Source organism: Streptomyces sp. NPDC048825 (assembly GCF_043198355.1).
Taxonomy (GTDB): Bacteria; Actinomycetota; Actinomycetes; order Streptomycetales; family Streptomycetaceae; genus Streptomyces; species Streptomyces xiangluensis.
In genome coordinates, this window is the sequence record NZ_JBICUR010000013.1 from 136,746 (window position 1) to 151,359 (window position 14,614).

Here is a 14,614-nt window from a genome sequence, read left to right on the forward strand (position 1 = left end):
TAATCCCTAACTAAGGGCGTCCCGAGGGGCAGGTGCTTCTGGGGACGTTCGAGTGCCGGACCGTGACATCTGAGGGCAGCCGGGCGGGTGACGCCCGCGGTTTGAAGGCTTACGCCGGCGCCTCGCCCGTCACCAGAGCCTCAGGGAAGAAGTCGTCCATCACCCGGCGGTGGGTGAAAAACGACCGGCTCAACCACTCCGGCTACCTGCGGGCCTTCTCCTCGCTGAGGGCGTCCGTCGGTGCCAACGCCCATTACCGGCGACGACGCGAGCACGGCGACTGGCACGCAGCCGCCCAACGCAACCTCTTCTACCGCATGATCGGCCAGCTTTACCACTGCCTTCAGAAGCGTGAACTCTTCGATGAGCAGTCGGCGTTCCCCGTGCCGTCGCCGGCAGAGGCAGCAGCCGCGTGACCAGTGAAGACGCCTTGCTCGCGGTGGCACGGAAGCCGATCATTCGCCCATGAGACCCGAAGTGCAGACGTTCGTCGCCAACGGCCCGCTTCCTGACTGGGACGCGAGCGAAGAAGAGATCGACAGACGCGACCAGCAGCTCAACGCGATCCCGAAGCCGGTCACGGGAGAGGAAGCCCAGGCGCTCGTCTCCTGCTTCGGCCCGGACGACTGCTATGGCGTCGCCTGGACGCTCCTCCACCTCATCGAGACCGGTCCGAACCCCGTGCTCACCACCCAGCCCGCACCCGACGCCAACGAGTGGCACCAGCGGCTCTACGACCGCGCCGTGAACGGAGGACTCATCCTGAGAACTTGACGGCATAGCAACGTGAGGTGTCCACGTTCTCATTCGCCGGACACGCGTATAGGCCTTGGCCTAAGCTGCTCACAACTGTCACAGCAGCAGGGCTACGTATCAATACGGCTGGCGACCCCGAATCGTTCCAGTCGATTCCCAACTTTTTTGTTGGGCTCGTGCCCGAATCCGCCTCATGTGTCACTTGGCGTCCGTTGTGACGCAGCTCAACTGTCCTGGTTTGCCAGGAAGGTTACGTATGCCGTCAGGTCACTCCGTTGGGTGATCTGCCGCGTACCCATAGTCCATTCGGGCCATTCAAGATTGGGCCCGCAGGGGCTGGTTGACTGTGCCCACCTTCCGTAACGTCCTCAACTGGCGGCGGTGAATATGCCGCTGCCGCCGTGGGGGAGCCTCGATTCGGGAGAGGACGGCGCCGGTATGGGCTGGGTAACCGACTGGAGTGCGCAGGCGGCCTGTCGCACTACCGATCCGGACGAACTGTTCGTTCAAGGAGCAGCGCAGAACAGGGCGAAGGCAGTGTGCACCGGATGTCCGGTGCGCACGGAATGTCTTGCCGATGCGCTGGACAACCGCGTCGAGTTCGGCGTGTGGGGAGGGATGACGGAGCGGGAGCGCCGCGCACTGCTGCGCAGGCGGCCAACCGTCACCTCCTGGCGCAGGCTGCTCGAGACAGCGCGTACTGAGTACGAGCGGGGGGCGGGCATTCTGCCCCTCGACGAGGAAGAGGTGTACGAGCACTACGCGGCGGTGGGCTGACCGCTCGCCGCGGCCGCACACCACACAGACGCACCGTACAAAGCCGTATACGACTGCCGTACGGCCTTACACGACGCCGTCTGCGACCAGGGCCCGCGCGGTCCGTACACAGCAGGGGTCCACGCGACCCCGAGAGGCTCACGCAGCTCCGGCCGGCTAGGCACCGGCCGCGAGCCGGTCCCCGATGTCCCGCAGCCCTGCGAGGTCGTGCACATCGCCGGGCAGCGCGGCCACTTCTGCCACTGCCACCTCGGGGTGGAGCGCGGTGAAGCGGTCACGCGTGCGCTGTTCGCGGAAGAGCAGCCGCATGCGCTCGGCGTGCAACCTCAGCAGGCCCGCGGTGAGTTGCTCGACGGTTCGGGCCGTCCCTGCTCCTTCGGCGTCGATCCGGTCCGCGGCGGGGGAGCCTGCGTCGGGTGCGGGAGCCTCGGGAACGGCGGAAGCGGGAGATTCTGAACTGCCATACGTGTCGGGAGAGTTACGAACTCCAGCTTTCCCACCCTCCTGATCGACAATGCGGGCTTCCGCAAGATTTTCCGCGGCGGCGAGCGCCCGCTCGGCGGACAGCTGGGTGGCGCCGCTGCTGTGCACCCGGTTCAGCACCAGACCCGCGAGTGGCATGGCCTCGGCGGCCAGCCGTTCCACGAAGTACGCGGCCTCGCGCAGCGCGTCGCGCTCCGGGGCCGCCACCACCAGGAAGGCCGTGCCGGGCGCCTGGAGGAGCTTGTACGTGGCGTCCGCGCGCGTACGGAAACCACCGAAGGTGGTGTCCATCGCGGCCACGAACGTCTGGACGTCCTTGAGGAGCTGGCCGCCGAGCAGCTTGCCCAGGGTGCCGGTCATCATCGACATCCCGACGTTCAGGAACTTCATCCCGGCCCGGCCGCCCAGCTTCGCCGGCGCGGTCAGCAGCCGGATCAGCCTGCCGTCCAGGAAGGACCCGAGCCGTTTCGGGGCGTCCAGGAAGTCGAGCGCCGAGCGGGAGGGAGGCGTGTCGACGACGATCAGGTCCCATTCGTCGCGGGCCCGCAGCTGGCCCAGCTTCTCCATCGCCATGTACTCCTGCGTGCCCGCGAAGCCCGCCGAGAGCGACTGGTAGAAGGGGTTGCCCAGGATCGCGGCGGCCCGCTCGGGGTCCGCATGCGCCTCGACGATCTCGTCGAAGGTGCGCTTCATGTCGAGCATCATCGCGTGCAGTTCGCCGTCCGCGGAGTCGTCGATGCCCTTCACCCGGCGCGGGGTGTTGTCGAGCGCGTCGATGCCCATCGACTGGGCGAGCCTGCGCGCCGGGTCGATGGTGAGGACGACCACCTTCCGGCCGCGCTCGGCGGCACGCAGCCCGAGGGCCGCCGCGGTGGTCGTCTTGCCGACGCCGCCCGCCCCGCAGCAGACCACGATGCGGGTCTTCGGGTCGTCGAGCAGCGTGTCGATGTCCAGGACGCGGACCGGGTCCAAGCTCATGAGATCCCCTGCCGGCGCAGTTCGGTGGCGAGTTGGTACAGGCCCGCGAGGTCCAGTCCCTCGGCGAGCAGCGGGAGTTCGTGCAGCGGGAGGCCCAGCTCCTGGAGTGCGGCCCGCTGCTCACGCTCCAGTGCGTACCGCTCGGCGTACTCGTCCGCCTGGGTGAGCAGCGGTTCCACGAGCCGCTCGGCGACCCCGCCGCGGCGGGCGCCGCCGAGTCCGGCAGCGGAGAGCGACCTGGCGATGGCCGCACGCGGCGCCTCGCGGGTGAGTTCCAGGTCGGCCTCGTCGAGGGCCGTGGGCCGCACCATGTTCACGATGATCCGGCCCACCGGGAGCTTCGCGGCGCGCAGTTCGGAGATGCCGTCGACGGTTTCCTGGACGGGCATCTCCTCCAGGAGGGCCACCAAGTGCACGGCCGTCTCACGGGACTTGAGGACCCGCATGACGGCCTGGGCCTGATTGTGTATCGGGCCCATCTTGGCGAGGCCCGCCACCTCGTCGTTCACGTTCAGGAAGCGGGTGATGCGGCCCGTCGGCGGGGCGTCCATGACGACGTAGTCGTACACGAACCTTCCGGTCTTGTCCTTCCTGCGGACTGCCTCACACGCCTTCCCGGTGAGGAGTACGTCCCTGAGGCCGGGCGCGATCGTCGTCGCGAAGTCGATGGCGCCGAGCTTCTTGAGGGCCCGTCCGGCGCCCCCCAGTTTGTAGAACATCTGGAGGTAGTCGAGAAGCGCCAGCTCGGGGTCTATGGCGAGGGCGAACACCTCCCCGCCCCCGGGTGCGACGGCGATCTTCCGTTCCTCATAGGGCAGCGCCTCCGTCTCGAAGAGTTGCGCGATGCCCTGCCTGCCCTCGACCTCGACCAGGAGGGTGCGCTTGCCCTCCGTGGCGAGGGCGAGCGCTAGGGCTGCGGCGACCGTCGTCTTGCCGGTACCGCCCTTGCCGCTGACGACCTGGAGCCTGCTCACATCTTCGAGCCTAACCAGTCGGCGGCCGGGCTACGCAGGTGGCTGTGGACAACGGGTGGCGGAGGCTGTGGAGAACGTGCGGGGAGGCCGGGTGCACGGTGCAGCGGGGGGCAGGGTGCAAGGCGCGCGGAACGCCGTGCGTGGCAGCGGATACAGTCGGCCACATGACCAAGTGGGAATACGTGACTGTGCCGCTGCTCGTCCACGCCACGAAGCAGATTCTGGACACCTGGGGCGAGGACGGCTGGGAGCTCGTCCAGGTGGTGCCCGGGCCGAACCCCGAGCAGCTGGTGGCCTACCTGAAGCGCGAGAAGCAGGCATGAGCGCCGTCGAGTCCAAGCTGGCCGAACTCGGGCTGACCCTGCCCGAGGTGGTGCCGCCGCTGGCCGCGTACCAGCCTGCCGTGCAGACCGGGGTGTACGTCTACACATCCGGCCAACTCCCCATGGTGGACGGCAAGCTCGCGGCCACCGGCAAGGTTGGTGCGGAGGTCACTCCGGAGGCGGCCAAGGAGCTGGCCGCCACCTGTGCGCTGAACGCCCTGGCCGCGGTCAAGTCGATCGCGGGTGACCTCGACCGTGTCGCGCGCGTGGTGAAGGTCGTCGGCTTCGTGGCCTCGGCCGCCGACTTCACGGGCCAGCCCGCCGTCGTGAACGGCGCGAGCGAGCTGCTGGGCGCGGTCCTGGGCGACAAGGGCGTACACGCGCGGAGCGCGGTCGGGGTGGCGGTGCTGCCGCTGGACTCGCCGGTCGAGGTCGAGATCCAGGTGGAGCTGACGGAGGCGTAGTCCGGTCCTCTGGGGGCCTGACGGAGGCGTAAGCGGGCTCGGGGGCGCCGGTCGGTCGACGATCGGGCTCCCCAAGGGCATTGGTTCCTCCGGGCGGCCCCCGGAGCAGCCGATTGTTGCCTCTCGAACATCAGCTCTCTACGGGATAGCCTCCGCGCATGGCGAATGGGCAGTGGTATCCACCGGAGTGGCCGGACCGTATCCGTGCGCTCACGGAGGGCAGGCTCACACCGGTCGTCCCCAAGCGGGCGGCCACCGTCATGCTGCTCAAGGACACCGACGGCGCCCCCGTCGTGCACATGCTGCGCAGACGCGCCTCCATGGCCTTCGCCGGAGGCGCGTACGCGTATCCCGGGGGCGGCGTGGATCCCAGGGACGACGACCGGCAGATTCGCTGGACGGGTCCCACGCGCGCGTGGTGGGCGTCCCGGCTCGGCGTCGACGAGACCTCCGCCCAGGCGATCGTCTGCGCGGCGGTGCGCGAGACGTACGAGGAGGCGGGCGTGCTGCTCGCCGGCCCCACGCCGGACTCCGTGGTCGGTGACACCACGGGCGACGACTGGGAGGCGGACCGTGAGGCCCTGGTCGCCCGGGACGTCTCCTTCGCCGAGTTCCTGGACCGCAGGGGGCTCGTGCTGCGATCCGACCTCCTGGGGGCGTGGACGCGCTGGATCACCCCGGAGTTCGAACCGCGCCGCTATGACACGTGGTTCTTCGTGGCCGCCCTCCCGGAGGGCCAGCGCACCCGCAACGCCTCCACGGAGGCCGACCGCACCGTCTGGATCCGCCCCGGGGAGGCGGCGGACGCGTACGACAAGGGCGACCTCCTGATGATGCCGCCCACCATCGCGACGCTGCGCCAGCTCCGCTCGTACGACACCGCCGCCGAGGCCCTCGCCGCCGCACCCGGGCGCGATCTGGCCCCCGTCCTGGCCCAGGCCCGCCTGGAGGACAGCGAGCTGGTGCTCTCCTGGCCGGGACACGACGAGTTCACCAAGCACATCCCGACCGGTGGAGCCCCCGCATGACGGACGCAGCAGCCCTTCCCGGCCAGCCGCGGGGCGGGGTTCTCGACGGCCCCGCCACCGAGCGTGCGATCAACGTCCTCGCCCCGAACGCGTCCCCGATGACGCTCGACGGGACGAACACGTGGATCCTCTCCGAGCCGGACTCCGAGCTCGCGGTGGTGATCGACCCGGGGCCCTTGGACGACGTACACCTGCGCAATGTCGTGGACACCGCCGAGAAGGCGGGAAAGCGGGTCGCGCTGACCCTGCTGACGCACGGGCACCCCGACCATGCCGAGGGGGCCACGCGGTTCGCGGAGCTGGCCGGCACGAAGGTGCGGGCTCTCGACCCCGCGCTGCGGCTCGGCGACGAGGGCCTGGCGGCCGGAGACGTGGTCAGGACGGGTGGCCTGGAGCTGCGCGTCGTACCGACCCCCGGCCACACCGCCGACTCGCTCTGCTTCCATCTGCCCGCCGACCGGGCCGTCCTGACCGGCGACACGATCCTCGGCCGGGGCACCACGGTCGTCGCCCACCCCGACGGCCGCCTCGGCGACTATCTGGACACGCTGCGTCGACTGAGGTCCCTGACGGTCGACGACGGCGTACACACGGTGCTGCCGGGGCACGGCCCCGTCCTCGACGACGCCCAGGGCGCCGTCGAGTACTACCTTGCCCACCGCGCCCACCGCCTCGCCCAGATCGAGACAGCGGTCGAGGACGGCTACCGCACCCCGAGCGAGGTCGTGGCCCACGTCTACGCCGACGTGGACCGCTCCCTGTGGCCGGCGGCAGAACTGTCGGTACGGGCACAGCTGGACTATCTGCGGGAGCACGGCCTGATCTAGGCCCGCCTGCCGCTGCGGGCGGGCCACCCGCGTCCCGTCCCGTTCCGCACGTGGCCGACCGGGGTGCGCCCCTTCAGGGGCGCGGGGCTGTGACATATGCGGCTCCGCCGCGGGGCGCGACCAGCCACAACGGCCCCGCAGCCGCAACACGACTGTCACTCCCCACCCCCCTGGCGGGGTCCCGGGGCGCAGCCCCAGGGATGGGACGGGTAGGGGCGGCGGGGGCGAGAAACATCCAGGCACGTCTCCCGCTGGCGACAACAAAAGGGTCCCGCCCTCCGAAAGGCGGGACCCCATCGACGTACGGCCAAGACCAGGCGTCAGCGCGACCGCTTGGCCAGCCGCTCCACATCCAGCAGGATCACCGCACGCGCCTCCAGACGGAGCCACCCACGACCGGCGAAGTCGGCGAGCGCCTTGTTGACCGTCTCACGGGAGGCGCCGACCAGCTGGGCGAGCTCCTCCTGGGTGAGGTCGTGCACCACATGGATGCCCTCTTCGGACTGCACGCCGAAGCGGCGCGAGAGGTCGAGCAGGGCACGCGCGACACGGCCGGGAACGTCCGAGAAGACCAGGTCGGACATCTGGTCGTTCGTCTTGCGCAGGCGCCGCGCGACGGCGCGCAGCAGGGCGGCGGCCACCTCGGGCCGCGCGTTCAGCCACGGCTGGAGGTCGCCGTGGCCCAGGCCCAGCAGCTTGACCTCGGTCAGCGCCGTGGCGGTCGCCGTACGCGGACCGGGGTCGAACAGCGACAGCTCGCCGATGAGCTCGCCGGGGCCGAGGACGGCGAGCATGTTCTCGCGGCCGTCGGGGGACGTGCGGTGGAGCTTGACCTTGCCCTCGGTGACCACATACAGGCGGTCACCCGGGTCACCCTCATGGAAGAGCGCGTCGCCGCGCGCGAGGGTCACCTCACTCATGGAGGCGCGGAGCTCCGCGGCCTGCTCGTCATCGAGCGCCGCGAAGAGCGGGGCGCGCCGCAGAACGTCGTCCACGAGTTCTCTCCTTGTCGACCTGCTCAGGGGATCTTGCTCCCCCGTGTACCAGGGGACGGTGTTCCCCATATTGCCGGACGGTCCAAACAGTGTGATCAGTCACAAGTCTGCCGCACGTACGTCCCGGGCAGTGTGGCAGGGGCCCAATTGGTGGCCGATCCCGGAGGGCCGGGGCGGATGTCAGTGGGGGGCTTTAGGCTGGCCGGGTGTCCAAATCGCCGGTGAGAGCACAGGCCAAGGGAGCTGGACGGGTGGCAGTACGTCGCGATTCCGCTGTGGGCGAACAGAGCCCCGACGGGACGAAGAAAACGGCAAAGGCGGCACATCCGGCACCGGTCGAGCGGACGTCGGGGGTCGCGAAGAAGGCGACGGCTCCGACGAAGAGGGCTTCAGCTACGGCGAAGAAGGCCGCGCCCGCCAAGAAAGCCGCCCATGCGGCGACCAAGGCCCCTGCCAAGAAGGCTGCCGTCACCAAGAAAGCGGCCGCCGCAAAGAAGGCCGCCCCTGTGAAGAGGACCACAAAGAAGGCCGCTCCGACCGAAGCACCCGCGGTCACCCCTGGCCGTAACGAATCCCGTACTGCCCTGGTCCGTCGCGCCCGCCGTATCAACCGCGAGCTCGCCGAGATCTACCCGTACGCCCACCCGGAGCTGGACTTCGAGAACCCCTTCCAGCTCGTACTCGCCACCGTGCTCTCGGCCCAGACGACCGACCTGCGGGTGAACCAGACGACGCCGACGCTCTTCGCCAAGTACCCCACCCCGGAGGACCTGGCCGCCGCGAACCCCGAGGAGGTCGAGGAGATCCTGCGGCCGTGCGGGTTCTTCCGGGCCAAGACCAAGTCGGTGATAGGGCTCTCCAAGGCTCTGCGGGACGACTTCGGGGGCGAGGTCCCCGGACGCCTGGAGGACCTCGTCAAGCTCCCCGGAGTGGGCCGCAAGACCGCCTTCGTGGTGCTCGGCAACGCCTTCGGGCGGCCGGGAATCACCGTGGACACCCACTTCCAGCGGCTCGTCCGCCGCTGGCAGTGGACCGACGAGAAGGAACCGGACAAGATCGAGGCGGCCATCGGCCTGCTCTTCCCCAAGAGCGACTGGACGGACCTCTCCCACCACGTGATCTGGCACGGCCGCCGTATCTGCCACGCCCGCAAACCCGCCTGCGGTGCCTGCCCCATCGCCCCGCTCTGCCCGGCGTACGGAGAGGGCGAGACAGATCCGGAGAAGGCAAAGAAGCTCCTGAAGTACGAGAAGGGCGGCTTCCCGGGCCAGCGCCTCAAGCCACCGCAGGCGTACTTGGACGCCGGCGGCCTCCCCGCGCCGCCGCTGGGGGCGCCCGTGCCGAGCGCGTCCGCAGCGGATCAGGCATGACGGAACGATCAGGTGGGCCACGGGCGTTGAGATCAGCAGAACGGGGGTGTCGATGACGCACGCGAGCGATATGCACAACGGCCGATTGAGCCTGAGCAAGGACGGCCTGCCCGGCTGGCTGGACACGGTGGTGCACGCCGTCGAGACGGTGGAGCCGCTCCAGCTGAGCCGCTTCCTGCCGCCGGCGAACGGCGCGGGCCGCCAGTCCGCCGTACTGATCCTGTTCGGCGAAGGGGAGCGCGGCCCCGAGCTGCTGCTCATGGAGCGGGCCAGTTCGCTCAGATCGCATGCGGGGCAGCCGTCGTTCCCCGGTGGCGCCCTCGACCCCGAGGACGGCGACCCGAAGGCCGACGGGCCGCTCCGGGCCGCTCTCCGCGAGGCCGAGGAGGAGACCGGGCTCGACCCGCGCGGCGTCCAGCTCTTCGGCGTACTGCCCGCGCTCTACATCCCGGTGAGCGGCTTCGTGGTCACCCCGGTGCTGGGCTGGTGGCGCGAGCCGACCCCGGTGTGTGTCGTCGATCCGAACGAGACGGCCCGGGTCTTCACGGTCCCCGTGGCGGATCTCACGGATCCCGCCAACCGCGCCACGACCGTCCACCCCAGCGGCCACCGAGGTCCGGCATTCCTGGTCGAATCCGCCCTCGTCTGGGGCTTCACGGCCGGCATCATCGACCGCCTCCTGCACTACTCGGGCTGGGAACGACCTTGGGACCGCGATAAGCAGGTCCCGCTGGACTGGCGCGCATGACAGGGTGGCGTTCGTGCTGTGTCTTCCCGGGGGACGACCCCCGGACCCCCGGCCGGGCTATGGCGAACGCGAAGTGACAAGGCGAGGCTTGAATCAGTGAACGTGCTGGACATCCTGCTGTTGGTCGCCGCCGTGTGGTTCGCGATCGTGGGTTATCGCCAGGGGTTCGTCGTCGGCATCCTGTCGGTAATCGGCTTCCTGGGCGGCGGTCTCGTCGCCGTCTATCTGCTGCCCGTCATCTGGGACGCCCTGACCGATGACGCGGAGGTGGGCACCACGGCCGCCGTTGTCGCGGTGGTCGTCGTGATCGTCTGCGCCTCCGTCGGCCAGGCACTCACCACCCACCTGGGCAACAAGCTGCGCCGGTACATCACCTGGTCCCCGGCCCGCGCCCTGGACGCCACTGGCGGCGCCCTCGTCAACGTCGTGGCGATGCTGCTGGTCGCCTGGCTGATCGGCTCGGCCCTCGCCGGTACGACACTGCCGACGCTCGGCAAGGAGGTCCGTAACTCCAAGGTGCTGCTCGGCGTGTCGCGGGCCCTGCCCGCACAGGCCAGCACCTGGTTCGCCGACTTCTCCTCGGTTCTCGCGCAGAACGGCTTCCCGCAGGTCTTCAGCCCGTTCTCGAACGAGCCCATCAACGAAGTGCAGGCCCCCGACCCGGCCCTCGCCAACAGCCCGGTCGCCGCCCGCGCCCAGCGTTCCATCGTCAAGGTCACCGGTACCGCCCAGAGCTGCGGCAAGGTCCTCGAAGGCACCGGCTTCGTCTTCGACCAGCGCCGCGTGATGACGAACGCGCACGTGGTGGGCGGCGTCGACGAGCCGTACGTCCAAATAGGCGGCGAGGGCAAGCGGTACGCCGGGAAGGTGGTGCTCTACGACTGGGAGCGCGACATCGCCGTACTCGACGTGCCCGATCTGCGCGCGCCCGCCCTCCAGTTCACGTCCCAGGACGCCGCGGGCGGCGACAGCGCGATCGTGGCGGGCTTCCCGGAGAACGGCCCGTACACGGTCGGCTCCGCGCGCGTACGCGGCCGCATCACGGCCAACGGCCCCGACATCTATCACCGGGACACCGTGCGCCGCGACGTCTACTCGCTCTACGCGACCGTGCGCCAGGGCAACTCCGGCGGCCCGCTGCTCACCCCGGACGGCAAGGTGTACGGAGTGGTCTTCGCGAAGTCCCTCGACGACCCGCAGACGGGGTACGCGCTCACCGCGGACGAGGTCCAGGAGGACATCGCCAAGGGCCGCACCGCCGTCCAGCAGGTGGACAGCGACAGCTGCGCGCTGTGACCGGGTGTGTCGCGAGCGGGGTCAGCCGCGCGGATGGCGCAGGCGCGCCGAGACCCAGCGGGCCCGGCGCCTCAGAATGTGCGGGATGCCCAACCGGGGGTCCGTGCCCTGCATCTGCGGGGCGCCCCTCTGGTGGGAGCTCAGCCCACCGGCCGAGCGGCGGTTGCGTGCTGCGTCACTGTAGTCGTGCGTCCAGCCCATACCCCGACGTCTGCCCCTGCCCCAAGGTCGATAACCGCCCCCATGGCCCCCAATTGGCCTATGCGCCAGGCATTGGCCGTTCGTAGGACAAGCGTTCCCGTGAGGGCCTCGGCGGTCCGGCTCGAAGCGGACTTACCGGGGTCCGGCGCGATGCGGCGCCCCGAGGGGCCGCAGGCCCCCAAGGGGCGCCGGGCAGTGACATATGCGGCTCCGCCGCGATGGGGGTCCCCCGCTCGAGCGAAGCCGAGAGTGGGGGAGCGACCAGCCACGACGGACCGCAGCTTCCAACCGCTCTTCCAGCGGAGCGCTTGGCTTCAAACCTCATGTCCAGCCGAGCGCTCAGCGATCCGGCTCGGGGTCCTTGAGCCAGTTGATGAGTTCCGTGGAGAACGCCACCGGGTCCTCCTCGTGCGGAAAGTGCCCCAGCCCGTCGAACAGCCGCCAGCGGTACGGGGCTTCGACGTACACCCCGGAGCCCGCCGCGCTGCGCGTGCGCATCACCGGATCGAGCGAGCCGTGCAGATGCAGCGTCGGCACCCGCACCGGCCGTTTCATCCGGCGGTTGAACTGGATGCCGTCCGGCCGCGCCAGCGAACGCACCATCCAGCGGTACGGCTCGACCGAGCAGTGCGCCGTCGACGGGATGCGCATCGCCTGCCGGTACATCTCCACGGCCTCGTCGTCCGGCAGTCGCGGACCGGACCAGTCCCGTACGAGACGGCCCACCAAGGCGGCCTCGTCGGCGACGAGTTGGCGCTCCGGGATCCAGGGCCGCTGAAAGCCCCAGATGTACGAGCCCGCCCTGGTCTGCTTCATGTCCGAGAGCATCGCCGTGCGCCAGCGCCGGGGATGCGGCATCGAGGCGACCGCGAGCCGGCGCACCAGCTTGGGGCGCATCAGGGCCGCCGTCCACGCCAGGTAGCCGCCGAGGTCATGCCCGACCAGGGCCGCGTCGGGCTCGCCGAGGGACCGTACGACCCCGGTGATGTCCAGCGCGAGGTTCGCCGGGTCGTAGCCGCGGGGCGTACGGTCGCTGCCGCCGACGCCCCGCAGGTCCATCGCGACCGCGCGGAAGCCCGCGTCGGCGAGCGCGACCAGTTGATGTCGCCAGGTCCACCAGAACTGCGGGAAGCCGTGCAGCATCAGGACCAGTGGCCCGTCGCCCAGCTCGGCGATGTGGAAACGCGCGCCGTTGGCGGCGACGTCCCGGTGACGCACCTCTTTCCCGCCGGGCACGTCGAGCCGTACGACCGAGGTGGACAGCGCCGAGGGCGATTGCCCCGCAGGGATGGAGGAGCCCGTCATGAGGACGAGCGTGCCACAGCCTTGACGCCCTCACCGACCCGGTCGGCCTCGGTCACCTGACGGGGGTGCGGCTTCGCGTTCTGCAGGACGGACGCGCTCTCCCTGACCGAGGCCGCTGTCTTCTGCGTGCCCTTGCCCTTCTTCGCCTTCTTCGCGAAGACGACGCCGATCAGTGCGAGCACACCGGCGACCAGCACGTTCGCGGCGAACGACAGCAGGAAGCAGACCGCGAGGTTCCAGTCGCTCCAGGTGCGGATCCCGTACGCCAGCGCGAAGCTCAGCATCGGCAGGGAGAAGATCAGCACCGCCCCGGCGGCCGCGAAGGCGCCACCGCCCACCGCACCGCGTTTGACGTCGCGCTTGAGCTGGGCCTTCGCCAGCGCGATCTCGTCGTGCACCAGCGCGGACATCTCGGTCGTCGCCGAGGCGAACAGCTGGCCGATGCTGCGTTCGGCGCCGACCGGGCTGCCGTCGGGTGCGCTCATCGCGTTCTCCCTGTTCTCTTGGGACGTTCTCTTGGTGCGTTCTCTTGGTGCGTTCTCTTGGGCCTCTCGGCCCCTGGGCTCTTGCGCTCTTCGGCACTTGAGGCGTTTTGCGTGTGTGTCAGATCATGCCGGACCGTTGTTCTCCTCGCTTGCCCCGGCCGTGACTTCGGCAAGCCTGCGATGTTCGGCGGCCTTCCGCTCGTAGATGTCGGCCATCCGCAGGTGGTACTCCGGGTTGTCCTGCTCGTAGATGTCGGGGATGCCGTCGAGGTCCTCGTCCAGTTCCTCGGCCTCGCACAGCTTGCGGTACTTGGCGTTCCGTACCTTCAGCAGGACGCTCGCGAGAACGGCCGCGATCAGGGAGCCTGTCAGGACGGCGGCCTTGACCTCATCGGTGAGCACCTCGTCGCCCTCGAAGGCGAGCTCCCCGATGAGCAGCGAGACAGTGAAGCCGATGCCCGCGAGGGAGGCCACCGCGAAGACGTCCGGCCAGGCCAGGTCCTCGGAGAGTTCCGCCCGGGTGAAGCGGGCCGCCAGCCATGTACCGCCGAAGATGCCGACCGCCTTGCCGACGACCAGTCCGAGCACGACACCCAGCGTCTCCGGCCGCGTGAACACCTCCCCGATCGCGTCGCCCGACACCGCGACCCCCGCGCTGAACAGCGCGAACAGCGGCACGGCGAGACCCGCCGACAAGGGGCGTACGAGATGCTCGATGTGCTCGCCGGGGGAGTGAGCCTCGTCCTCATGGGTCGTGCAGCGCAGCATCAGGCCCAGCGCGACACCGGCGATGGTGGCGTGGATGCCGCTGTTGTACATCAGCCCCCAGATGACCAGGGCGAGTGGGACGTACACATACCAGCCGCGTACGCCCTTCCTGAGCAGCAGCCAGAAGACGGCGAGGCCGACGACGGCGCCGCCGAGGGCCGCGAAGTCCAGGTCGTCGGTGAAGAACACCGCGATGATCAGGATCGCGAAGAGGTCGTCGACGACCGCGAGGGTGAGCAGAAAGGCGCGCAGGGCGCTCGGCAGGGACGTACCGATGACGGCGAGGACGGCGAGCGCGAAGGCGATGTCGGTCGCGGTCGGCACGGCCCAGCCGGCGAGCGAGCCCCCGCCGGTGACGCCGACCAGCGTGTAGACGAGCGCGGGCACGGCCATGCCGCAGAGCGCGGCGACGACCGGGAGTACGGCGGCCCTGGGGTCCTTGAGATCGCCGGCGACCAGCTCGCGCTTGAGCTCGATACCGGCGACGAAGAAGAAGACCGCGAGCAGTCCGTCGGCGGCCCAGTGCCCGACGGAGAGGTCGAGTCCGAGCGAAGCGGGCCCGAGATGGAAGTCGCGGACGGACTCGTAACTCTCCTTCACGCCGGAGTTCGCCCAGACCAGCGCGGCGATCGCGGCGAGGAGCAGGAGCACTCCGCCGAGGGTTTCGGTGCGCAGGGCGTCCGCGACGAAGTTCCGCTCGGGGAGCGAGAGCCGTCCGAGGACCTTGCGGCCTTTGGTGGCGGTGGTGGGAGCGGGCACGTGGTTCGGACCTCCGGTCGGTAGGCAGGGCAGAGCACATGCCGACCAGACTTCCCGGCGCACCTCAGGTTTGTTGT

General features: G+C 69.9%; 16 protein-coding genes and 1 pseudogene. 10 read left to right on the forward strand and 7 right to left on the reverse strand.

What is annotated here, in order from left to right:
- Nucleotides 1-35: 35 nt before the first annotated feature.
- The 3 genes and pseudogenes from ACGFNK_RS29300 to wblA all read left to right on the forward strand — a co-directional run.
- A pseudogene (locus tag ACGFNK_RS29300) lies at nucleotides 36-416 on the forward strand (transposase); the annotation flags it as partial.
- A 49-nt stretch (nucleotides 417-465) separates the two neighbouring features.
- A complete protein-coding gene (locus tag ACGFNK_RS29305) occupies nucleotides 466-774 on the forward strand; it encodes a hypothetical protein (RefSeq protein ID WP_393420645.1) in 309 nt (102 codons plus the stop codon).
- Nucleotides 775-1,194: 420 nt separating this feature from the next.
- Nucleotides 1,195-1,533: a transcriptional regulator WblA gene (gene wblA / locus ACGFNK_RS29310; protein WP_033321758.1), complete on the forward strand. Its 339-nt coding sequence runs from the start codon at nucleotides 1,195-1,197 to the stop codon at nucleotides 1,531-1,533.
- Between the two features lie 156 nt (nucleotides 1,534-1,689).
- Here the strand turns inward: wblA and ACGFNK_RS29315 are convergent, their stop codons facing one another.
- Both ACGFNK_RS29315 and ACGFNK_RS29320 read right to left on the reverse strand, forming a co-directional pair.
- Nucleotides 1,690-2,994 (reverse strand): ArsA family ATPase, encoded by a 1,305-nt coding sequence (locus ACGFNK_RS29315; RefSeq protein ID WP_393420647.1) that lies wholly within the window; start codon nucleotides 2,992-2,994, stop codon nucleotides 1,690-1,692.
- Entirely contained in the window at nucleotides 2,991-3,968 is a 978-nt protein-coding gene (locus ACGFNK_RS29320; RefSeq protein ID WP_393420649.1) for an ArsA family ATPase, read from the reverse strand. Before ACGFNK_RS29320 ends, ACGFNK_RS29315 begins: the two co-directional genes overlap by 4 nt.
- A 164-nt stretch (nucleotides 3,969-4,132) precedes the next feature.
- On the opposite strand from ACGFNK_RS29320, the gene ACGFNK_RS29325 reads away from it, so the two are divergent.
- The 4 genes from ACGFNK_RS29325 to ACGFNK_RS29340 all read left to right on the forward strand — a co-directional run bounded on the left by ACGFNK_RS29325 (nucleotide 4,133) and on the right by ACGFNK_RS29340 (nucleotide 6,610).
- Nucleotides 4,133-4,291 (forward strand): hypothetical protein, encoded by a 159-nt coding sequence (locus tag ACGFNK_RS29325; protein ID WP_344391265.1) that lies wholly within the window; start codon nucleotides 4,133-4,135, stop codon nucleotides 4,289-4,291.
- On the forward strand, nucleotides 4,288-4,755 hold the full coding sequence (locus ACGFNK_RS29330) for a RidA family protein (protein ID WP_393420651.1): 468 nt from the start codon (nucleotides 4,288-4,290) through the stop codon (nucleotides 4,753-4,755). Before ACGFNK_RS29325 ends, ACGFNK_RS29330 begins: the two co-directional genes overlap by 4 nt.
- Nucleotides 4,756-4,913: 158 nt before the next feature.
- Nucleotides 4,914-5,783 carry an NUDIX hydrolase gene (locus ACGFNK_RS29335; protein ID WP_393420653.1) on the forward strand — a complete coding sequence of 290 codons (870 nt, stop codon included), beginning with the start codon at nucleotides 4,914-4,916 and terminating at the stop codon, nucleotides 5,781-5,783.
- Complete coding sequence (locus ACGFNK_RS29340; RefSeq protein WP_393420655.1) at nucleotides 5,780-6,610, forward strand: MBL fold metallo-hydrolase; 831 nt, start codon at nucleotides 5,780-5,782, stop codon at nucleotides 6,608-6,610. Before ACGFNK_RS29335 ends, ACGFNK_RS29340 begins: the two co-directional genes overlap by 4 nt.
- Nucleotides 6,611-6,930: 320 nt before the next feature.
- Here the strand turns inward: ACGFNK_RS29340 and ACGFNK_RS29345 are convergent, their stop codons facing one another.
- Nucleotides 6,931-7,605 (reverse strand): Crp/Fnr family transcriptional regulator, encoded by a 675-nt coding sequence (locus ACGFNK_RS29345; protein ID WP_006382668.1) that lies wholly within the window; start codon nucleotides 7,603-7,605, stop codon nucleotides 6,931-6,933.
- Between the two features lie 251 nt (nucleotides 7,606-7,856).
- Here ACGFNK_RS29345 and nth point away from each other — a divergent pair, with 251 nt between their 5' ends.
- The 3 genes from nth to ACGFNK_RS29360 all read left to right on the forward strand — a co-directional run bounded on the left by nth (nucleotide 7,857) and on the right by ACGFNK_RS29360 (nucleotide 11,019).
- Nucleotides 7,857-8,975 (forward strand): endonuclease III, encoded by a 1,119-nt coding sequence (nth, locus tag ACGFNK_RS29350; RefSeq protein WP_393420657.1) that lies wholly within the window; start codon nucleotides 7,857-7,859, stop codon nucleotides 8,973-8,975.
- Nucleotides 8,976-9,027: 52 nt separating this feature from the next.
- Nucleotides 9,028-9,723 carry an NUDIX hydrolase gene (locus ACGFNK_RS29355; protein WP_393420659.1) on the forward strand — a complete coding sequence of 232 codons (696 nt, stop codon included), beginning with the start codon at nucleotides 9,028-9,030 and terminating at the stop codon, nucleotides 9,721-9,723.
- A 96-nt stretch (nucleotides 9,724-9,819) separates the two neighbouring features.
- Nucleotides 9,820-11,019, forward strand: a complete 1,200-nt coding sequence (locus ACGFNK_RS29360) for a MarP family serine protease (protein ID WP_393420661.1) — start codon at nucleotides 9,820-9,822, stop codon at nucleotides 11,017-11,019.
- A 21-nt stretch (nucleotides 11,020-11,040) separates the two neighbouring features.
- Here the strand turns inward: ACGFNK_RS29360 and ACGFNK_RS29365 are convergent, their stop codons facing one another.
- The 4 genes from ACGFNK_RS29365 to nhaA all read right to left on the reverse strand — a co-directional run bounded on the left by ACGFNK_RS29365 (nucleotide 11,041) and on the right by nhaA (nucleotide 14,537).
- Nucleotides 11,041-11,220 carry a hypothetical protein gene (locus ACGFNK_RS29365; protein WP_386347300.1) on the reverse strand — a complete coding sequence of 60 codons (180 nt, stop codon included), beginning with the start codon at nucleotides 11,218-11,220 and terminating at the stop codon, nucleotides 11,041-11,043.
- Between the two features lie 339 nt (nucleotides 11,221-11,559).
- Entirely contained in the window at nucleotides 11,560-12,525 is a 966-nt protein-coding gene (locus tag ACGFNK_RS29370) for an alpha/beta fold hydrolase (protein ID WP_393420663.1), read from the reverse strand.
- Complete coding sequence (locus tag ACGFNK_RS29375) at nucleotides 12,522-13,010, reverse strand: phage holin family protein (RefSeq protein WP_393420665.1); 489 nt, start codon at nucleotides 13,008-13,010, stop codon at nucleotides 12,522-12,524. The genes ACGFNK_RS29370 and ACGFNK_RS29375 overlap by 4 nt, the downstream gene beginning before the upstream one ends.
- A 123-nt stretch (nucleotides 13,011-13,133) precedes the next feature.
- The gene (nhaA, locus tag ACGFNK_RS29380) at nucleotides 13,134-14,537 is read right to left on the reverse strand and encodes a Na+/H+ antiporter NhaA (protein WP_393420667.1); all 1,404 of its coding nucleotides are present in this window, start codon (nucleotides 14,535-14,537) and stop codon (nucleotides 13,134-13,136) included.
- Nucleotides 14,538-14,614 lie beyond the last annotated feature (77 nt).